A 15,053-nucleotide genomic window follows, 5' to 3' on the forward strand; every position below is an offset into this window, starting at 1 on the left:
CATTTTTGTCAATCTACCAAGTTGGGATTTTTACGGGGACACTCTCGGCTAAAATCGGTCATTACTTCCGATTTTACCACTCAATCCAAGCCTTTGGGGGGTTCTACCCCCCAAACCCCCCGTTGGGGGGTAGAACCCCCCAAACCCCCCGCGCATTAGTTTTTCGGTGGGATGCTTACACGCAGCCGCTGACCCATCTGTAATAATTTAAGAGTCACTGATAATTGCTGATTGTCGGTATTTCTGCAAATGTGAGATGCACCCGGGTTTTCATCGCAACAGGGAATCCTTGGCATAATCTGATTTCCCTCCTGTTTTACTCAGCAGACGGATATTTTCAATCAGGATTGATTTTTCTAACGCTTTAGCCATATCGTATAAAGTCAAGGCTGCCACAGATACCGCCGTTAAAGCCTCCATTTCTACCCCTGTTTCCGATTTTGTCACCACTTCTGCGCGAATTTCGTAGCCGGGTAACTCTGCTTTCGGGATAATCTGAACATTGATTTTTTGCAGGGGTAAGGGATGGCAAAGGGGAATTAAACAGGAAGTTTGTTTGGCCGCCATAATTCCCGCTAGTCTGGCCGTCCCTAAAACGTCACCTTTAGGCGCATTTCCCTGTTCTATGGCTTCAAAAGTCGTTTTTAGCATTCTCACTTGTCCTAGGGCGATAGCAGTGCGTTTAGTGGGCATTTTCTCCGATACATCCACCATCTGGGCCTGGCCTTGGCCATCGAGATGAGATAATTTTTCTTTACCCTCTTGCGTCATTGAATGAACCTGTGCTATATTGGTTTACTGTTGAGAAAAACAAGGGCTTGTAGCTTAGTGGATTAGAGCGTGTGGCTACGGACCACAAGGTCGGGAGTTCGAGTCTCTCCAAGCCCGTTAGATACAATGGCATATACTACAGGAATTAGGAACCTATGGTTCCTAATTCCTTTGGTTTTCTACCCCATCTCCCCCAAGTCCCTAATATAGAACAAGTGTATTTATTTTTTTTTCTGCAAGGGGACTGAGGTTAAATTGAAGTAAACCAGAATTCAAAATAAGAAATAGCGTTGGGCCATAGGTAAAACCGTAGCCGGTTCACAGATTAATAATTCCCCGTCAGCACGCACCTCGTAGGTTTCGGGATTAACTTCCATGCGCGGTAAAGCGTCATTTAGCTTCATACTAGCCTTACTGATATTGCGCGTATTCGACACTGCCACGGCGGTTTTTTTCAGCTTTAACTTCTCAGGAATGCCCGCTTTCATAGCATATTTAGAAACAAATGTCAAGGAAGTTTTGGCGATCGCACCACCAAAAGAGGCAAACATGGGACGCATATAAACCGGTTGGGGTGTGGGAATACTGGCATTAGCATCGCCCATTTGCGCCCAGGCGATTAAACCGCCTTTCAGGACAATTTCCGGTTTTACGCCAAAAAATGCCGGTTTCCAGAGAACCAAATCGGCTAATTTGCCCACCTCGATGGAACCGACATAATCGGAGACACCATGGGTAATAGCAGGATTAATCGTATATTTAGCAATATATCGTCTTGCCCGCAGATTATCATTCTCTCCCGTTTCCCCGGTCAGTCTGCCCCGTTGTAACCGCATTTTGTGGGCAGTTTGCCAAGTGCGGATAATTACTTCCCCCACCCGTCCCATCGCTTGAGAATCGGAGGAAATGATGCTAAAAGCCCCTAAATCGTGGAGAATATCCTCGGCGGCAATAGTCTCTCGGCGGATGCGGGATTCGGCAAAGGCCACATCTTCGGGAATACTCCGGTCTAAATGATGACAAACCATCAACATATCAAGGTGTTCCTCTAAGGTATTCGTCGTATAGGGACGGGTGGGATTAGTAGAGGAGGGTAAAACGTTCATTTCCCCGCAAACCCTGATAATATCGGGAGCATGACCACCGCCGGCCCCTTCCGTGTGGTAGGTGTGAATGACGCGATTTTTAAAAGCGGCGATAGTGGCCTCAACAAAACCGGCCTCATTGAGAGTATCGGTATGAATCGCCACCTGCACATCGTACTTATCGGCCACGCTTAAACAGGTATCAATGGCTGCCGGAGTGGTTCCCCAATCTTCATGGAGTTTTAAGCCAATTACCCCCGCTTTTACCTGTTCCGCTAGTCCTTCCGGCTGACTGCTATTGCCTTTACCCAAAAAACCCAAATTCATCGGGAAAGCTTCGGCCGCCTCTAGCATTCGATAGATGTTCCATTCTCCCGGGGTGCAGGTGGTGGCATTAGTTCCCGTCGCAGGTCCAGTCCCGCCACCAATCATCGTGGTAATCCCCGACGCAATCGCTGTCTCAATTTGTTGGGGACAGATAAAATGAATATGAGCATCAATCCCCCCTGCTGTCAAAATCATCCCCTCCCCGGCTAATGCCTCGGTAGCAGGACCGATAATAATATCGACATTATCTTGAATGTGGGGATTACCCGCTTTACCGATTTTATAAATTTTGCCGTCTTTAATGCCCACATCGGCCTTAACGATGCCCCACCAGTCGAGAATTAAGGCATTAGTAATCACTAGATCCACCGCCCCATCTTCCCTAGAAATGGGGGATTGGCCCATCCCATCGCGAATTACTTTACCGCCGCCGAATTTTACCTCATCGCCGTAGGTGGTGAAATCTTTTTCGACTTCGATAAATAATTCCGTGTCTGCGAGGCGAACTTTATCTCCGACGGTGGGGCCGTAGGTTTCTGCATAGGTGCGGCGATCGATGCGATAATTCATAGGGGGAATTCTTGAAAATCGACATTGATTATACGATCAATTTTCCAGGAATTATCGCTTTTTAGGGATTTTCTTCCATTTTTAATCTGGCTCATTTTCCAGGATTTCTTTGGCTTTCAGTAAAGCTTGGCGATGTTCTTCGGTAACGGTGGGATATTTTAAACCGAGGGATTCCAGGGTGTGATAAATAACCGCCCCCACAGCTAAACGAGTAAACCATTTGCGATCAGCCGGGATAATATACCAGGGGGCCCATTCGGTACTGGTATGATTGAATACCTCCTCGTAGGCTTTCATGTAATCACCCCAAAAAGCTCTTTCTTTGACATCATTTTCGGAAAACTTCCAATTTTTTTCGGGGCGATCAATTCTTTCTAAAAATCGTTTTTTCTGTTCTCCTTTAGAAACATTGAGAAAGAATTTTAGGACAATAACCCCATTGTTAACCAGATATTTTTCAAAATTATTAATCTCCTCAAAACGTCGCTGCCAAACTTTCTTGGTTCTGTCTTCTGGGGGGAGTTTTTGCCGTTCCAATAAATTTTGATGGACGCGCACGACTAATAATTCTTCGTAGTAAGAACGATTAAAAATACCGATACGACCCCGCTCCGGTAAGGCTTTATAATATCGCCAGAGATAATCGTGGTCTAGTTCTTCGGCCGAGGGTACTTTAAAGCTAAATACCTGACAGCCTTGGGGATTTAAGCCGGACATAACGTGTCTGATCGTACCATCTTTACCCGCCGCATCCATGGCTTGCAGATTAATTAACAGGGCATAGGTATCCTGGGCATAAAGTTTATCTTGAAACTCGGCCATTTTTTCGATCCCCTGTTGCAGCAGCAGCGTGGCATCTTCTTTGGTAATGTAGTCTGGCTTAAACCCGGGATCGTAGTCTTTGTGCAGAGAAATTTCTTTACCCGGTGGCACTATTAAGGATTGTAAAAATGCTTGGCGATCAATTTTGCTGACCATGCTCTTCTCCTTGATTGTTTTGACCCCTAAAATTACATTGTAGCACTTTTGCTCGGAAAATATCTAACTCTTAAACTGGCGAGTCAAAGATGAAGTGGCAGAAATGACCTAGAAACAAGTATATTTAAATACTCGATTTTAGCGACTCCTCATCTGACGAGAAAGTAAAGAATAATTTTTAGGTGATCGCAAATTCGGTAAACTGACGCACTTCGGGAGGTTGAAAAGCTAAAACTATTTCACTACTGGGAATTCCTACGCGCATTAATTCCGTGGCGATACTTGCTTCTGTCCAATCTTCTTCAATATAAATTTTGTCATTTTTTAGACGAAGATAAACGGAAATCGCTTTAATTAGTTTGCCATTTTTCCAGCCAATATTAAACCAAAGATATTGGCTTCTATTATCGTCAAACATCAATATTTTTTCTATGTCTTGATCGGGTACTTGTGAGAAAATTTCTGCATATTCTGTGAGAATTTTCTTGATTATGTTTTGATAATAATTTAGTTTATCCATTGGACGATTCCTCCTGATTATTGTCAACAATTAACAATAAAATTTGATACTTTTGCAAGATTATTTGTATGGCAGCTTGAGCGAAAAACTTTTCATAAATTTCTTGTCCGATTAAAAAAATAAAGAAATTAATACATACAAGATATTTATTACAATGGTTCTTCGTTACTTGGTATGGTTCGATAGGGTGGCATAAATCGACTAAATCCTTATCTGGCAAGAGATTTAATTGATTAGTTCGCTCCAGATCGCAAACAATTGACAAAAATCGCAGCAATGTCTGTCTCTATAAGGGTTTCATTCCTTATAACCCCGTCCATTGCATAAGACAAACCGAAGAACCGAAATTCGGTTCCTTGTTGAATAAGGGAAAGGGCTGTACTCAATGGACGTTGTGCTTGTTTCCAATATTGCTCAGATGACAATTGATCGATTACTTCTTCATTCTCATCGCTATAATACACATTATAAAAATATTCCGCATCCTTAAGTTTTGTAGATAAACTTATCAGCGTATCCCAAGCCAGATTTAAAAAATCAATGCCAGAGGATTTAAAATCATCTCCAGTCGGTACATCTATAATCATAATTTTTCGTACTCACTTTTATCATTTCATTTAAGGCGATTTATTGGTAAATGAGATTGTGTGGCTTTTCATCCCGCTCAAAATGATAGCGAACTTTTTTATTGTGTGGCTTGTACCCGAACTAAACTTGACTATACTTTGTGAGCCTCCGCATAAATCCGTAAAGCGGCGGACATTTTTTGTTCACAATCCTCGCCCTGTGATTGAAACCAAGCTAGGGTTTCGGGATCTACTTGAACAAGAACATTTACTTTCTCTACAGGTTTCCACCACCGCGATTTACTAAAAAACTCCTCGGTTAAGGGCGGAATATCGGATGTGTCGATTTCCTCTTCTGTAAGAGCGTCAACTTTCTCCCAATTCGTCTCGGAGGTATTGTTCATATCGTTTTCGTTCATAGGGTAAAGCTTTACGAAGTGAAATAATACGAATTGTATCTCTACTCGGTTCTGTAAAAACGACAACTACCACTCGGCCATCGAGCGTACCGATTCCTATCAATCGATCTTCGCCATAATTTTCTCGTTCGTCAAGGGAAACTCGAATGGGATGTTCAAATATCCGCTGCGCGTCCGCGAAGTCTAGATCGTGCTTGATGATATTCGCTCGGTTCTTTTGTCGATCCCACTCGAATTTCATATTTTTATTTTATCGAGTTGTCATTCCGTATATCGAAAAAAATCCTATAATTGTCGAAAATTCGATCGTTAGAGGGGTCATCTTGATCGAAATCAAAAGAAATCTTTCGCCTCGATCGAAATGACCCATAACCGGTCAACTAACTCAAAACACCAGAAGGAATCCCTAAGATATCCTCAATTTTAGGTAAATCTTCTAGGGGAATTACCCGGCCTTCATCCTCAAAACCAGCGATTTCATTAAAGTTCAAATAGCGGTATAAATCGCCAGCAAAAGGATTAATTTTCTCGGTGACAATTGCCAGGTATTCCTCGACGGTGGGAATGCGTCCCAGTAGCGCACAAACTGCCGCTAATTCGGCGGAACCGAGATAGACTCGCGCATCTTTTCCCATGCGATTATTGAAGTTACGAGTCGAGGTAGAAAATACCGTCGCTCTGTCTTCAACCCGCGCTTGATTACCCATACAAAGGGAACATCCAGGCATCTCGGTACGCGCCCCAGAAGCGGCAAAAATGCCGTACATTCCCTCCTCGCGCAATTGTTTTTCATCCATGCGGGTGGGGGGACAAATCCACAGTTTAGCCTTAGCAACTCCTGCACCTTCTAATATCTTAGCGGCGGCGCGATAATGACCAATATTAGTCATACAAGAACCGATGAACACCTCATCAATTTTATCCCCGGCGCATTCCGACATTAACTTGATATTATCGGGGTCATTGGGTGCGGCAACAATTGGTTCTTTAATCTCGTTTAAGTTGACGGTGATAATATCCGCATATTCGGCATCCTTATCAGCCTCCATCAGGACGGGATTAGCTAACCATTGTTCCATTTTTGCTACCCGACGCAGGATAGTTTTAGCATCACTATAACCCCGGGCCGCCATATTCTTTAACAGGGCTACATTAGAGCGTAAATATTCCGCCACTGTCTCGGTACTTAACTTAATCGTACAACCAGCGCAGGAACGTTCCGCCGTGGCATCGGTTAACTCAAAAGCCTGTTCTAATTTCAAATCCGGCAGCCCTTCCATCTCCATAATGCGACCGTTAAAAACATTTTTTTTGTTCTGTTTTTCCACGGTTAATTTACCCTCTTGGATGGCAACGTAGGGAATAGCATTAACAATATCGCGCAGAGTTACACCTGGTTGTAATTCCCCCGTAAAACGCACTAAAACCGATTCCGGCATATCCAAAGGCATTACTCCCAAAGCGGCGGCAAATGCCACTAAACCCGACCCCGCAGGAAAGGAAATTCCCAGGGGAAAACGAGTATGAGAATCGCCTCCAGTCCCCACCGTATCCGGCAACAACATCCGATTTAACCAGGAATGAATAATGCCATCTCCCGGACGTAAAGCGACCCCACCCCGGGTAGAGAAAAAGTCCGGTAATTGGTGATGAGTTTGAATATCAACCGGTTTCGGATAGGCTGCCGTGTGACAGAAACTCTGCATGACTAAATCGGCGCTAAAACCTAAACAGGCTAACTCTTTTAACTCGTCTCTGGTCATCGGGCCGGTGGTATCCTGAGACCCTACCGTGGTCATAATCGGGTCACAGGAAGTACCCGGCCGCACCCCGGGTAAACCGCAAGCTTTGCCGACCATTTTTTGCGCTAGGGTGTAACCTTTACCCGTGTCATTAGGCATAGTGGGACGGGTAAATAGGGTACTAGCCTCAAGTCCCAAGGCGTGACGGGTTTTATCGGTGAGACTGCGACCGATTAATAGGGGAATACGACCGCCGGCCCGCACTTCATCCAGAATTGTCTCAGGTTTGAGGCTAAAAGTGCTAATAGTTGCGCCCGCTTCGTTGGTGATTTTGCCTTCGTAGGGATAGATTTTAATCACATCCCCCGTGTTCATTTGGCTAACATCGCATTCAATCGGTAAAGCACCGGAATCCTCGGCAGTATTAAAGAAGATAGGGGCGATTTTACTGCCTAAAATATAGCCACCAGCACGTTTATTAGGTACAAAGGGAATATCATCGCCAATATGCCAGAGAACCGAGTTAATCGCCGATTTTCGGCTGGAACCAGTCCCAACCACATCCCCCACATAGGCGACCGGATGGCCTAATTTTTTCAATTCGGCAATGGTTTCTAAGGACCCGGGTTGACGGGTTTCTAACATTACCAAGGCATGAAGGGGAATATCGGGCCGGGTGGTGGCATGGGGGGCGGGAGATAGGTCATCTGTATTGGTTTCCCCAGGTACTTTGAAAACGGTGACGGTAATTTCTTTAGCAAGTTTCGGTTTAGCGATAAACCAAGCGCCATTGGCCCAAGCATCGATAACCTGTTTAGCATAGGGATTGGTGTCGGATAATTCCAAAACCTCGTTAAATGCGTCGAATACCAGCAGGGTTTTACTTAAAGCGCTGGCAGCAGCGGCGGCGATATTAATATCTCTGGATTTCAGCAGTTCAATCAGAGAATGAACGTTATAACCGCCGACCATGGTTCCCAGTAAGCTAACCGCACCCTGGGGGGAGATAACGTTAGATTTTATTTCACCTTTGGCAATTCCTGTTAAAAATCCCGCTTTAACGTAGGCCGCTTCGTCAACTCCGGGGGGAACACGGTCACGCAGCAGGGTCAGCAATTCTCCTTTGAGTTCTTCGGACGGATTTTTGAGTATTTCGCATAATTCCGCCGTTTGTTGAGCATTGAGGGGAAGGGGAGGGATACCTAATTTCGCTCGGTCGGCAACGTGCTGATGATAGGCTTCTAACATAGGTCTATTGTCTCCTAGTCTTCACTTGTGACGGTTTCTTCCTAGGTTACTGGATTTTTGCTGGTCTCGGAATTTCTAGGTTAGCGAGAGATGACTTTATTGTGCGATTTCCATAAAATGAGAAAATAGCGATCGATTGACTATATTGAGGCTTAGATAATGGCTATCACCGATTCTGATCTAGATTTAGCACAATATATCGACCATTCTCTCCTCATCCCCACCGCCACCAGTGAACAATTAGAGGCTTACTGTCAACAGGCTGATCAATATCATTTTCCCACCGTCTGCGTTTATCCCGCCGCCGTTAAGCAAGCTGTGCAGTTACTCCACGGCAAAAAAACTTTAGTTTCTACCGTGATTGGTTTTCCCGCAGGGGCCACTACCTCCGCAGTTAAACGTTATGAGGCTTTAGAAGCTGTAGATAATGGCGCTAAGGAGTTAGATGTGGTTATTAATCTCGGTTGGCTAAAAGATGGGAAATCTGAGCAATTATTCCAAGAAATTGCTAGTATTTGTCAGGAAACCGGCCAGACGGTAAAAGCGATTCTGGAAACCTCGCAACTAACGGACACCGAGAAACGTTTAGCGGCAGAAATTTGCATGGATGCAGGAGTGAGTTATCTAAAAACCAGTACCGGCTGGTTTGGCGGTGCAACGGTTAGCGATGTCAAGTTTCTCAAGGAAATTAGCAAAGGCCGGGTAGGAATTAAAGCATCCGGCGGAATTCGCACCCTAGAACAAGCGCTCGCTCTTATCCGGGCCGGAGCCACCCGTCTGGGAACTTCCCGCGGTGTCGATTTAGTCCGTCAGCAAAAGGCCGCCTTTGAGGAGTAAAATGCAGTGGGCTGCCCGCGCATTTAAATTGCTTGTTGAGTAGGTTGATTCATGAATCAACCTACAAAGCACTATGTTTTGACAAATTTTCAGCTATATATTTCCGAGAAATCGACTAAAAACGTTACCAGATAAGGATTTGAGAGAATGACATAAGAGAGAATCAAACGACCCCAGGGTAAGAGGGGGTGAGGAAGATTCAGCTAATCTAATAATAGGCGGTTAAAATGCCTCTTAGCTGACGGATGACATTCAATAAAAATAAGGGGGTTTATTTGCCGATAATTCGCTGTGGTAATCGAGAATTTAGAGATATTCAAGGGATTGTTTTTGATAAGGACGGTACGCTAGAGGATTCGCGAGCTTTCTGGTACGATCGAGCTATAGCCCGGATACAAGCCATTGAATCGCGAATCCCTGGTTTAGAGTCTTTATTAACTAAAACTTTCGGTATTGGGGCAAATAGTCTCAATCCTGCCGGTTTAATGGCAGTGGGCAGCCGCAGAGATAATCATATCGCCGCTGCCGGTTGTATTGCTTCCACCGGCCGGGATTGGTTAACGGCAATGGCGATCGCAAAAGCATCCTTCCAAGCGGCCGATGAAAAGGTTCCCCCCCGCTTAAATCCCCTCTATCCCCAATGTTTAGAAGTAATTCGTTATCTGCACGCGGCCGGTTTACAATTGGCGATTCTTTCCTCCGATACCACAGCACGAGTTGAGCAATTTGTCAAGGAAAATCACCTATTAAATTATATCAAAATTGCCCGAGGCTGCGATCGAGGTTTAAGTAAACCAGATCCCTTATTATTGCAAGAAACCTGTCAAGCTTTGGGGACCGCAGTGGACAAAACCCTGATGGTGGGGGACACTAGGGCCGATTGGGAAATGGCTAAACAGGCAAAATCAGCAGCTGCGATCGCAATTAGTTGGCAACCAGAAACCCATCAAGATTTACAATTAGCTGATGTGGTCATTAGAGAACTTGCTGCCATCTCGGTTATCAGCTTCTCAAGGCAAGAGGCAACAGGCAAAAGGCAAAAGAAAGAATCTGGCAATTCTCCCACCTAAAAAGATGGATAGTTATCAGTTATCATTTTAGCTTTCAGCCATCAGCCATCAGCTTTTTTCTCCCCCACACCCCACACCCCACACCCCATACCCCACACCCCACACCCCACACCCCAATTCATAATTCCCTCTATGCTAACAATTGCCTTACCGAAGGGTGCTTTACTAAACGAAAGTATCCAAATATTTCAGAAAATTGGCTTAGATTTTAGTGCCTTTCTTGACTCAAAAAATCGCCAACTACAGATTACCGACCCCACTAACCAAGCGAAAGCGTTATTAGTCAGAGCCACAGATGTACCAGTTTATGTAGAATACGGTCAGGCACAATTAGGCATCGCCGGTTATGATGTTTTATTGGAAAAATCTCCCGATGTGGCTAATTTAATTGACCTAAAATTTGGTTATTGTCGGATGTCGGTAGCTGTCCCTGCTGATAGTCCCTATCAAAGTCCTCTAGACATTCCCCATCACGGTAAAGTCGCCTCAAAATTTGTCAATTGTGCTAAGGATTATTTTCGTCGTTTAGATATTCCCGTCGAGATTATACCTCTCTATGGTTCCGTAGAATTAGGCCCGATTACGGGGATGTCAGAAGCGATAGTTGACCTAGTTTCCACCGGTCGAACTTTACGCGAAAATGGTTTAGTAGAAATTGCCGAATTATTTGCTAGTAGCGCTCGATTAATCGCCCATCCCCTCAGCTATCGACTAAATCGTGATCAGATTTATAACTGGGTAGAAAAGCTCAGTTTAACGAATCAGCACCCCCCTTATTAAGCGGGTATCAAGGGTAGGGTTGATTCATGAATCAACCCTACCTTGAATCAACCCTACCTTAAATCAACCCTACCTTAAATCAACCCTACCTTAAATCAACCCTACCTTGAATCAACCCTAGGGATCAAGGGGTGATCAAAGGCAAAATCTATCTTATATTTAATTAGAACCATTGACTTATTTCCCCCTAACCTAATTATTTCAATAGCAAACCAATAAGCGCACCAGCCAGAATTAACCAAGTAGAATTAACCTGAAAACGTAGTAAAAGAATAGCGGAGACAAGAGATAAAATGATAGCCAATAAATTAAAAGGTAAATTCCCGTAGGGTTGTAACCAAGTAGCTAGAGCTAAATTAAAAATAACTGCTACCATTAAAGCCACAGCACTAGCATTAATTGCATCTAAAAAAGCACCCGCCCAAGCGGACTCTCTCAGTTTAGGAATAAGAGGATTAAGTAATAAAACAAAGATAAAAGAAGGAAAAAAAATCGCTAGAGTCGCCACAATTGCCCCCGATACTCCTAATATTTGATAACCGATAAAAGTGGCTGTGGATAACACTGGACCGGGGGTAAATTGACCCACAGCAATAGCATCTAATAATTGTTGCTGGGTTAACCATCCTCTCCCCTGCACTAAATCCCCCTCTAAAAAGGCAACTAACACATAACCACTACCAAATAAAACACTACCCACCTTGAGGAAAAATAGCCCTAATCCTGTTAATGTTGGTGGGATGTTGCTAGGATTAGCAACCGCCGTCGCACCGCCTATTCCTGCCACAATCAGGGGAAAAGTAGCGAATTTTTTTAGGATAAACATTCCGATAATTCCGCCTAACAGTAAAGCGATAACTTCATTTAACCCTAAGATTAATAATCCGATAACTCCCAATCCGATGAAGAGTAATTGACGGGTTTTCAGTGCCTTTTTGCCTAAGCGCCAGAGTGCCTGAAAAATCACCGCAATTACTACCGGTTTAATCCCCGCAAAAATCGGAGCCACATCCGGTAAAGTCCCGTAGGTAGTATAAATCCAAGCTAGAAAACCCGTAATTAACACCGCAGGAGTAATAAAACAAACCCCCGTGATTATTAAACCCGCTAAACCACCAAAAATATAACCGATATGAATAGCCATTTCCGTGGAATTAGGACCAGGAATCAGATTAGTTGCCCCCACCAAATCGAGAAATCGCTCCTTAGTCATCCAACCGCGACGCTTAACCACTTCTTCCTCCATTAAAGCGATATGGGCAGCCGGACCACCAAAACCGATAAGGCCGATTTTGAGAAATAAAAGGGCAAGTTGTGAGAGATTGGGAGGCGATGAAGTCAGCATTTTCTGATTACCAATAGTTTTTCTAGAATCAAGTTTATATCCAAAAGAATAAGCTTAAGCTAAATTCTTGGCTAGATATCGTCACTGCTAAAATTCCATAATTGCAAAAGTGTTTTATACAAACTCAATCATAAATATTTAAGGCTCCCGGTCAAGTAAATTTGATACAAAAAAAGTTAAGAAAACTTTATAAATAATATTGATTAGTTTATTTATAATAAGCCCCATTAATACCAACTGAAACCATAATCAACCATAAACAATAATCAATTATCAGAATCGATGCTAATCTATGCAAAAAAACTCTATGGACAGCTTGCCGCCCAAGACTAACCAGTTTTCAGATACCCAAGAGCCAGCAGCGAGTCCAACTCAGCGCCAAGCAGTGCCGGTCAATTATGAGTACAGCCTCAATCTGCCGGAATTACTCAACCAGCTTGACCTCTCAGTGTTGATTTCCACCTACCAAGCGGGACGAGTGGCCAGCATTGGCACTTATCAAGGACAAATGCGGGTGAGTTTCGCCCATTTTGACCAAGCAATGGGTTTAACCCGAACCGCTACCGGAATTGCTGTGGGCGCTCGTCAGGCAATTTGGAATTTACCCGCTAATCGAGAGATTGCCCCCCAGATTAAACCAGAAGGGGAACAGGATATCGCTTTTTTAGCTCGTTCCTCTCACCTCACCGGTCTGATTATGGGTCATGATTTGGCCTTTGGCAGTAATCGCCTTTGGGTGGTCAATACCCTATTTAACTGTCTGGCAACCATCGAAGGAAATTGGAGTTTTCTCCCCCAGTGGAAACCGCCCTTTATTACCGAGTTGGTCCCCGGGGACCGCTGCCACCTCAATGGCTTGGCTATGGCTGAAAATAGCGGCACTCCCGCCTATGTGACGGCATTGGGGGAAACCAACGAGGAAAGCCTCTGGCGAGAGAATAAGGCCCAAGGGGGATGCTTGATTGATGTGCCGAGGGGAGAGGTGATTCTGCGGGGTTTAGCTATGCCCCATTCTCCCCGTCTTTACCAGGGTAATCTCTATTTTCTCAATTCCGGTTATGGAACCTTGAACCGTTGGCATCCCCAAACTGGCAGCACGGAAATCATCGCCGAATTGCCCGGTTTTACCCGGGGTTTGGACTGTTGGGAAGGTCACGCCTTTGTCGGGTTGTCCCAAGTACGGGAAACGGCGGTTTTTGGCGGTTTACCCCTGGATGAGCGGCGTAATCAATTGCGGTGCGGGTTGGCTATTGTCAACCTGGCTACCAGTCAACTGGTGGCAACTTTTTGGTTCAATAGCGGCGTGGAGGAGGTTTTTGCCGTCTCCGTCCTACCGGGCTACCGCAACCCGGCGCTAATTGGACCAGATACCGACCTCGATGGCTCTCAATCCGTCTGGATGGTGCCTTCTTTGGCGACTTAAGTAGGGAGGCACAATTATTTGTAGGATGGGTTAGCGGTAGCGTAACATGAGCAGGCGTTGGGTTTCATGCTTCAACCCAACCTACGTTCATCTTATATTTAATTCCACCCACCCACTTAATTGTTTAATTTTTACTCTTTAATTCAGGAAAAAATCATGTCAACTCCTTTTTTAGTTAAGGATATCTTCCCCGGTTTAGGTAGCTCCTCCCCCGGCAGTCTGACGGCATTATATAGTTTTACCAATAAATGTTAGAACAAAGATGTAGATGTAGGTTGCTCTAATGGGAAGTTTTGTGACGACAAGTAGCATTGATGATATTTATGGGGAATAATAGATTTAGATGAGTGCCTAACTTTCCAATTGGTAGCGACTTGCCATGAACCAAACAACCGCCAATTATGATGAACCCTGGAAAGAAGCATTAAGCGAGTATTTTGAAGCGTTTTTATACTTCTTTTTTCCCGAAGTTCACCAACTAATTGATTGGACAAAAACTCCCGAATCCCTAGAAAAAGAACTCAAACGGATTACCGCTTCAGCAAAGACAAAAAAACGTTTTGCTGACAAACTTTATAAGGCTTGGCTACTTGAGGGACAAGAAGTCTGGATTTTGATTCATATTGAAATTCAAAGCCAGTACGAAGAAAATTTCCCTCAGAGGATGTATATTTATAACTATCGGGCCTTTGATTTGTATCAGAAACCGGTTATCAGTCTCGCTATATTAGGAGATGAACGAGTAAATTGGCGACCAGATTCCTATAATTATACTATCGCTGGTTGTGAAGTCAGCCTCAAATTCCCAACGGTTAAATTACTGGACTATGAGGAAAACTGGTCAGAACTAGAAACAAGTAGCAATCCCTTTGCTATAATAGTCATGGCACACCTGAAAACAAAAGCGACTACTGGGAAGCTGCCACAACGGGAACAGTGGAAGTGGAAGTTAATCAGGGGATTATATGAAAAGGAGTTCGAGAGAGAACAGATAATTAAACTGTTTGAAATCATCGACAATATGATGACTTTATCCACTGAATTGCAGTCAAGTTTAGAAAGTAAAATCAAACAATTTGAGGAGGAAAGAACCATGCCTTTAATGAGTAATATGGAGTTACGAGGAATCGAACGCGGTAAAGAAATTGGCAAGGAAATTGGCAAGGAAATTGGGGTGCTAGAAAAAAGCCGCGATGACATAAAAACAGTTTTAACTGTGCGGTTTGGAGAGATTTCTTCAGAAATTGAAGAGATAATCGGCAAAATGACTAACCCTACTATCTTAGAAGAGCTACTAAAATTAGCAGCTACCGCTAATTCTCTCGCAGAATTTCAGCAGTCTTTGGCTAAAATCAATATCTAGAAAACGGGT

Annotated in this window: 15 protein-coding genes, 1 tRNA gene and 1 pseudogene; 7 read left to right on the forward strand and 10 right to left on the reverse strand. The window is 44.1% G+C overall.

Going from position 1 to position 15,053, the window contains the following annotated elements:
- Window positions 1–21 precede the first annotated feature (21 nt).
- Window positions 22–211: pseudogene (locus tag myaer_RS22445) on the forward strand (hypothetical protein).
- Between the two features lie 59 nt (window positions 212–270).
- On the opposite strand, the gene moaC reads toward myaer_RS22445, so the two are convergent.
- Window positions 271–771 (reverse strand): cyclic pyranopterin monophosphate synthase MoaC, encoded by a 501-nt coding sequence (gene moaC, locus myaer_RS06695; protein ID WP_046661509.1) that lies wholly within the window; start codon window positions 769–771, stop codon window positions 271–273.
- Window positions 772–814: 43 nt separating this feature from the next.
- Here moaC and myaer_RS06700 point away from each other — a divergent pair.
- Window positions 815–888 (forward strand) — tRNA-Arg (locus myaer_RS06700).
- A 155-nt stretch (window positions 889–1,043) separates the two neighbouring features.
- On the opposite strand, the gene ureC is transcribed toward myaer_RS06700, so the two are convergent.
- From ureC to acnB, 8 genes are all read right to left on the reverse strand, one after another.
- Window positions 1,044–2,753: an urease subunit alpha gene (gene ureC, locus myaer_RS06705; protein WP_046661510.1), complete on the reverse strand. Its 1,710-nt coding sequence runs from the start codon at window positions 2,751–2,753 to the stop codon at window positions 1,044–1,046.
- A gap of 81 nt (window positions 2,754–2,834) precedes the next feature.
- On the reverse strand, window positions 2,835–3,731 hold the full coding sequence (locus myaer_RS06710) for a polyphosphate kinase 2 family protein (RefSeq protein ID WP_046661511.1): 897 nt from the start codon (window positions 3,729–3,731) through the stop codon (window positions 2,835–2,837).
- A 178-nt stretch (window positions 3,732–3,909) separates the two neighbouring features.
- On the reverse strand, window positions 3,910–4,251 hold the full coding sequence (locus myaer_RS06715; protein ID WP_046661512.1) for a XisI protein: 342 nt from the start codon (window positions 4,249–4,251) through the stop codon (window positions 3,910–3,912).
- Window positions 4,244–4,528 (reverse strand): element excision factor XisH family protein, encoded by a 285-nt coding sequence (locus tag myaer_RS22645; RefSeq protein ID WP_419178820.1) that lies wholly within the window; start codon window positions 4,526–4,528, stop codon window positions 4,244–4,246. The genes myaer_RS06715 and myaer_RS22645 overlap by 8 nt, the downstream gene beginning before the upstream one ends.
- Window positions 4,485–4,838 (reverse strand): hypothetical protein, encoded by a 354-nt coding sequence (locus myaer_RS06725; protein ID WP_046661514.1) that lies wholly within the window; start codon window positions 4,836–4,838, stop codon window positions 4,485–4,487. The genes myaer_RS22645 and myaer_RS06725 overlap by 44 nt, the downstream gene beginning before the upstream one ends.
- A 131-nt stretch (window positions 4,839–4,969) precedes the next feature.
- The gene (locus myaer_RS06730) at window positions 4,970–5,236 is read right to left on the reverse strand and encodes a BrnA antitoxin family protein (RefSeq protein WP_002746336.1); all 267 of its coding nucleotides are present in this window, start codon (window positions 5,234–5,236) and stop codon (window positions 4,970–4,972) included.
- Complete coding sequence (locus myaer_RS06735; RefSeq protein ID WP_002735016.1) at window positions 5,184–5,477, reverse strand: BrnT family toxin; 294 nt, start codon at window positions 5,475–5,477, stop codon at window positions 5,184–5,186. Before myaer_RS06735 ends, myaer_RS06730 begins: the two co-directional genes overlap by 53 nt.
- Window positions 5,478–5,616: 139 nt before the next feature.
- Window positions 5,617–8,226 carry a bifunctional aconitate hydratase 2/2-methylisocitrate dehydratase gene (acnB, locus tag myaer_RS06740; RefSeq protein WP_046661515.1) on the reverse strand — a complete coding sequence of 870 codons (2,610 nt, stop codon included), beginning with the start codon at window positions 8,224–8,226 and terminating at the stop codon, window positions 5,617–5,619.
- Window positions 8,227–8,385: 159 nt separating this feature from the next.
- Between acnB and deoC the strand changes: the two genes are divergently transcribed.
- From deoC to hisG, 3 genes are all read left to right on the forward strand, one after another.
- On the forward strand, window positions 8,386–9,063 hold the full coding sequence (gene deoC, locus myaer_RS06745) for a deoxyribose-phosphate aldolase (RefSeq protein ID WP_046661516.1): 678 nt from the start codon (window positions 8,386–8,388) through the stop codon (window positions 9,061–9,063).
- Between the two features lie 245 nt (window positions 9,064–9,308).
- Entirely contained in the window at window positions 9,309–10,133 is an 825-nt protein-coding gene (locus myaer_RS06750; RefSeq protein ID WP_046661517.1) for an HAD family hydrolase, read from the forward strand.
- Window positions 10,134–10,265: 132 nt separating this feature from the next.
- Complete coding sequence (hisG, locus tag myaer_RS06755) at window positions 10,266–10,913, forward strand: ATP phosphoribosyltransferase (RefSeq protein ID WP_046661518.1); 648 nt, start codon at window positions 10,266–10,268, stop codon at window positions 10,911–10,913.
- Window positions 10,914–11,109: 196 nt separating this feature from the next.
- On the opposite strand, the gene chrA is transcribed toward hisG, so the two are convergent.
- Window positions 11,110–12,258 carry a chromate efflux transporter gene (gene chrA / locus myaer_RS06760; protein ID WP_046661519.1) on the reverse strand — a complete coding sequence of 383 codons (1,149 nt, stop codon included), beginning with the start codon at window positions 12,256–12,258 and terminating at the stop codon, window positions 11,110–11,112.
- Between the two features lie 307 nt (window positions 12,259–12,565).
- Between chrA and myaer_RS06765 the strand changes: the two genes are divergently transcribed.
- Both myaer_RS06765 and myaer_RS06770 read left to right on the forward strand, forming a co-directional pair.
- A complete protein-coding gene (locus tag myaer_RS06765; RefSeq protein WP_046663628.1) occupies window positions 12,566–13,681 on the forward strand; it encodes a TIGR03032 family protein in 1,116 nt (371 codons plus the stop codon).
- 379 nt (window positions 13,682–14,060) lie between these two features.
- Entirely contained in the window at window positions 14,061–15,044 is a 984-nt protein-coding gene (locus tag myaer_RS06770; protein WP_046661520.1) for a hypothetical protein, read from the forward strand.
- Window positions 15,045–15,053 lie beyond the last annotated feature (9 nt).

It is taken from the genome of Microcystis aeruginosa NIES-2549, assembly GCF_000981785.2.
Lineage (GTDB): Bacteria > Cyanobacteriota > Cyanobacteriia > Cyanobacteriales > Microcystaceae > Microcystis > Microcystis aeruginosa_C.

Bases quoted from the DNA above. Each gene is read 5' to 3' on its own strand.
- moaC (WP_046661509.1), bottom strand. From the start codon at position 771: ATGACGCAAGAGGGTAAAGAAAAATTATCTCATCTCGATGGCCAAGGC.
- ureC (WP_046661510.1), bottom strand. From the start codon at position 2,753: ATGAATTATCGCATCGATCGCCGCACCTATGCAGAAACCTACGGCCCC.
- myaer_RS06710 (WP_046661511.1), bottom strand. From the start codon at position 3,731: ATGGTCAGCAAAATTGATCGCCAAGCATTTTTACAATCCTTAATAGTG.
- myaer_RS06715 (WP_046661512.1), bottom strand. From the start codon at position 4,251: ATGGATAAACTAAATTATTATCAAAACATAATCAAGAAAATTCTCACA.
- myaer_RS06725 (WP_046661514.1), bottom strand. From the start codon at position 4,838: ATGATTATAGATGTACCGACTGGAGATGATTTTAAATCCTCTGGCATT.
- myaer_RS06730 (WP_002746336.1), bottom strand. From the start codon at position 5,236: ATGAACGAAAACGATATGAACAATACCTCCGAGACGAATTGGGAGAAA.
- myaer_RS06735 (WP_002735016.1), bottom strand. From the start codon at position 5,477: ATGAAATTCGAGTGGGATCGACAAAAGAACCGAGCGAATATCATCAAG.
- acnB (WP_046661515.1), bottom strand. From the start codon at position 8,226: ATGTTAGAAGCCTATCATCAGCACGTTGCCGACCGAGCGAAATTAGGT.
- deoC (WP_046661516.1), top strand. From the start codon at position 8,386: ATGGCTATCACCGATTCTGATCTAGATTTAGCACAATATATCGACCAT.
- myaer_RS06750 (WP_046661517.1), top strand. From the start codon at position 9,309: ATGACATTCAATAAAAATAAGGGGGTTTATTTGCCGATAATTCGCTGT.
- hisG (WP_046661518.1), top strand. From the start codon at position 10,266: ATGCTAACAATTGCCTTACCGAAGGGTGCTTTACTAAACGAAAGTATC.
- chrA (WP_046661519.1), bottom strand. From the start codon at position 12,258: ATGCTGACTTCATCGCCTCCCAATCTCTCACAACTTGCCCTTTTATTT.
- myaer_RS06765 (WP_046663628.1), top strand. From the start codon at position 12,566: ATGGACAGCTTGCCGCCCAAGACTAACCAGTTTTCAGATACCCAAGAG.
- myaer_RS06770 (WP_046661520.1), top strand. From the start codon at position 14,061: ATGAACCAAACAACCGCCAATTATGATGAACCCTGGAAAGAAGCATTA.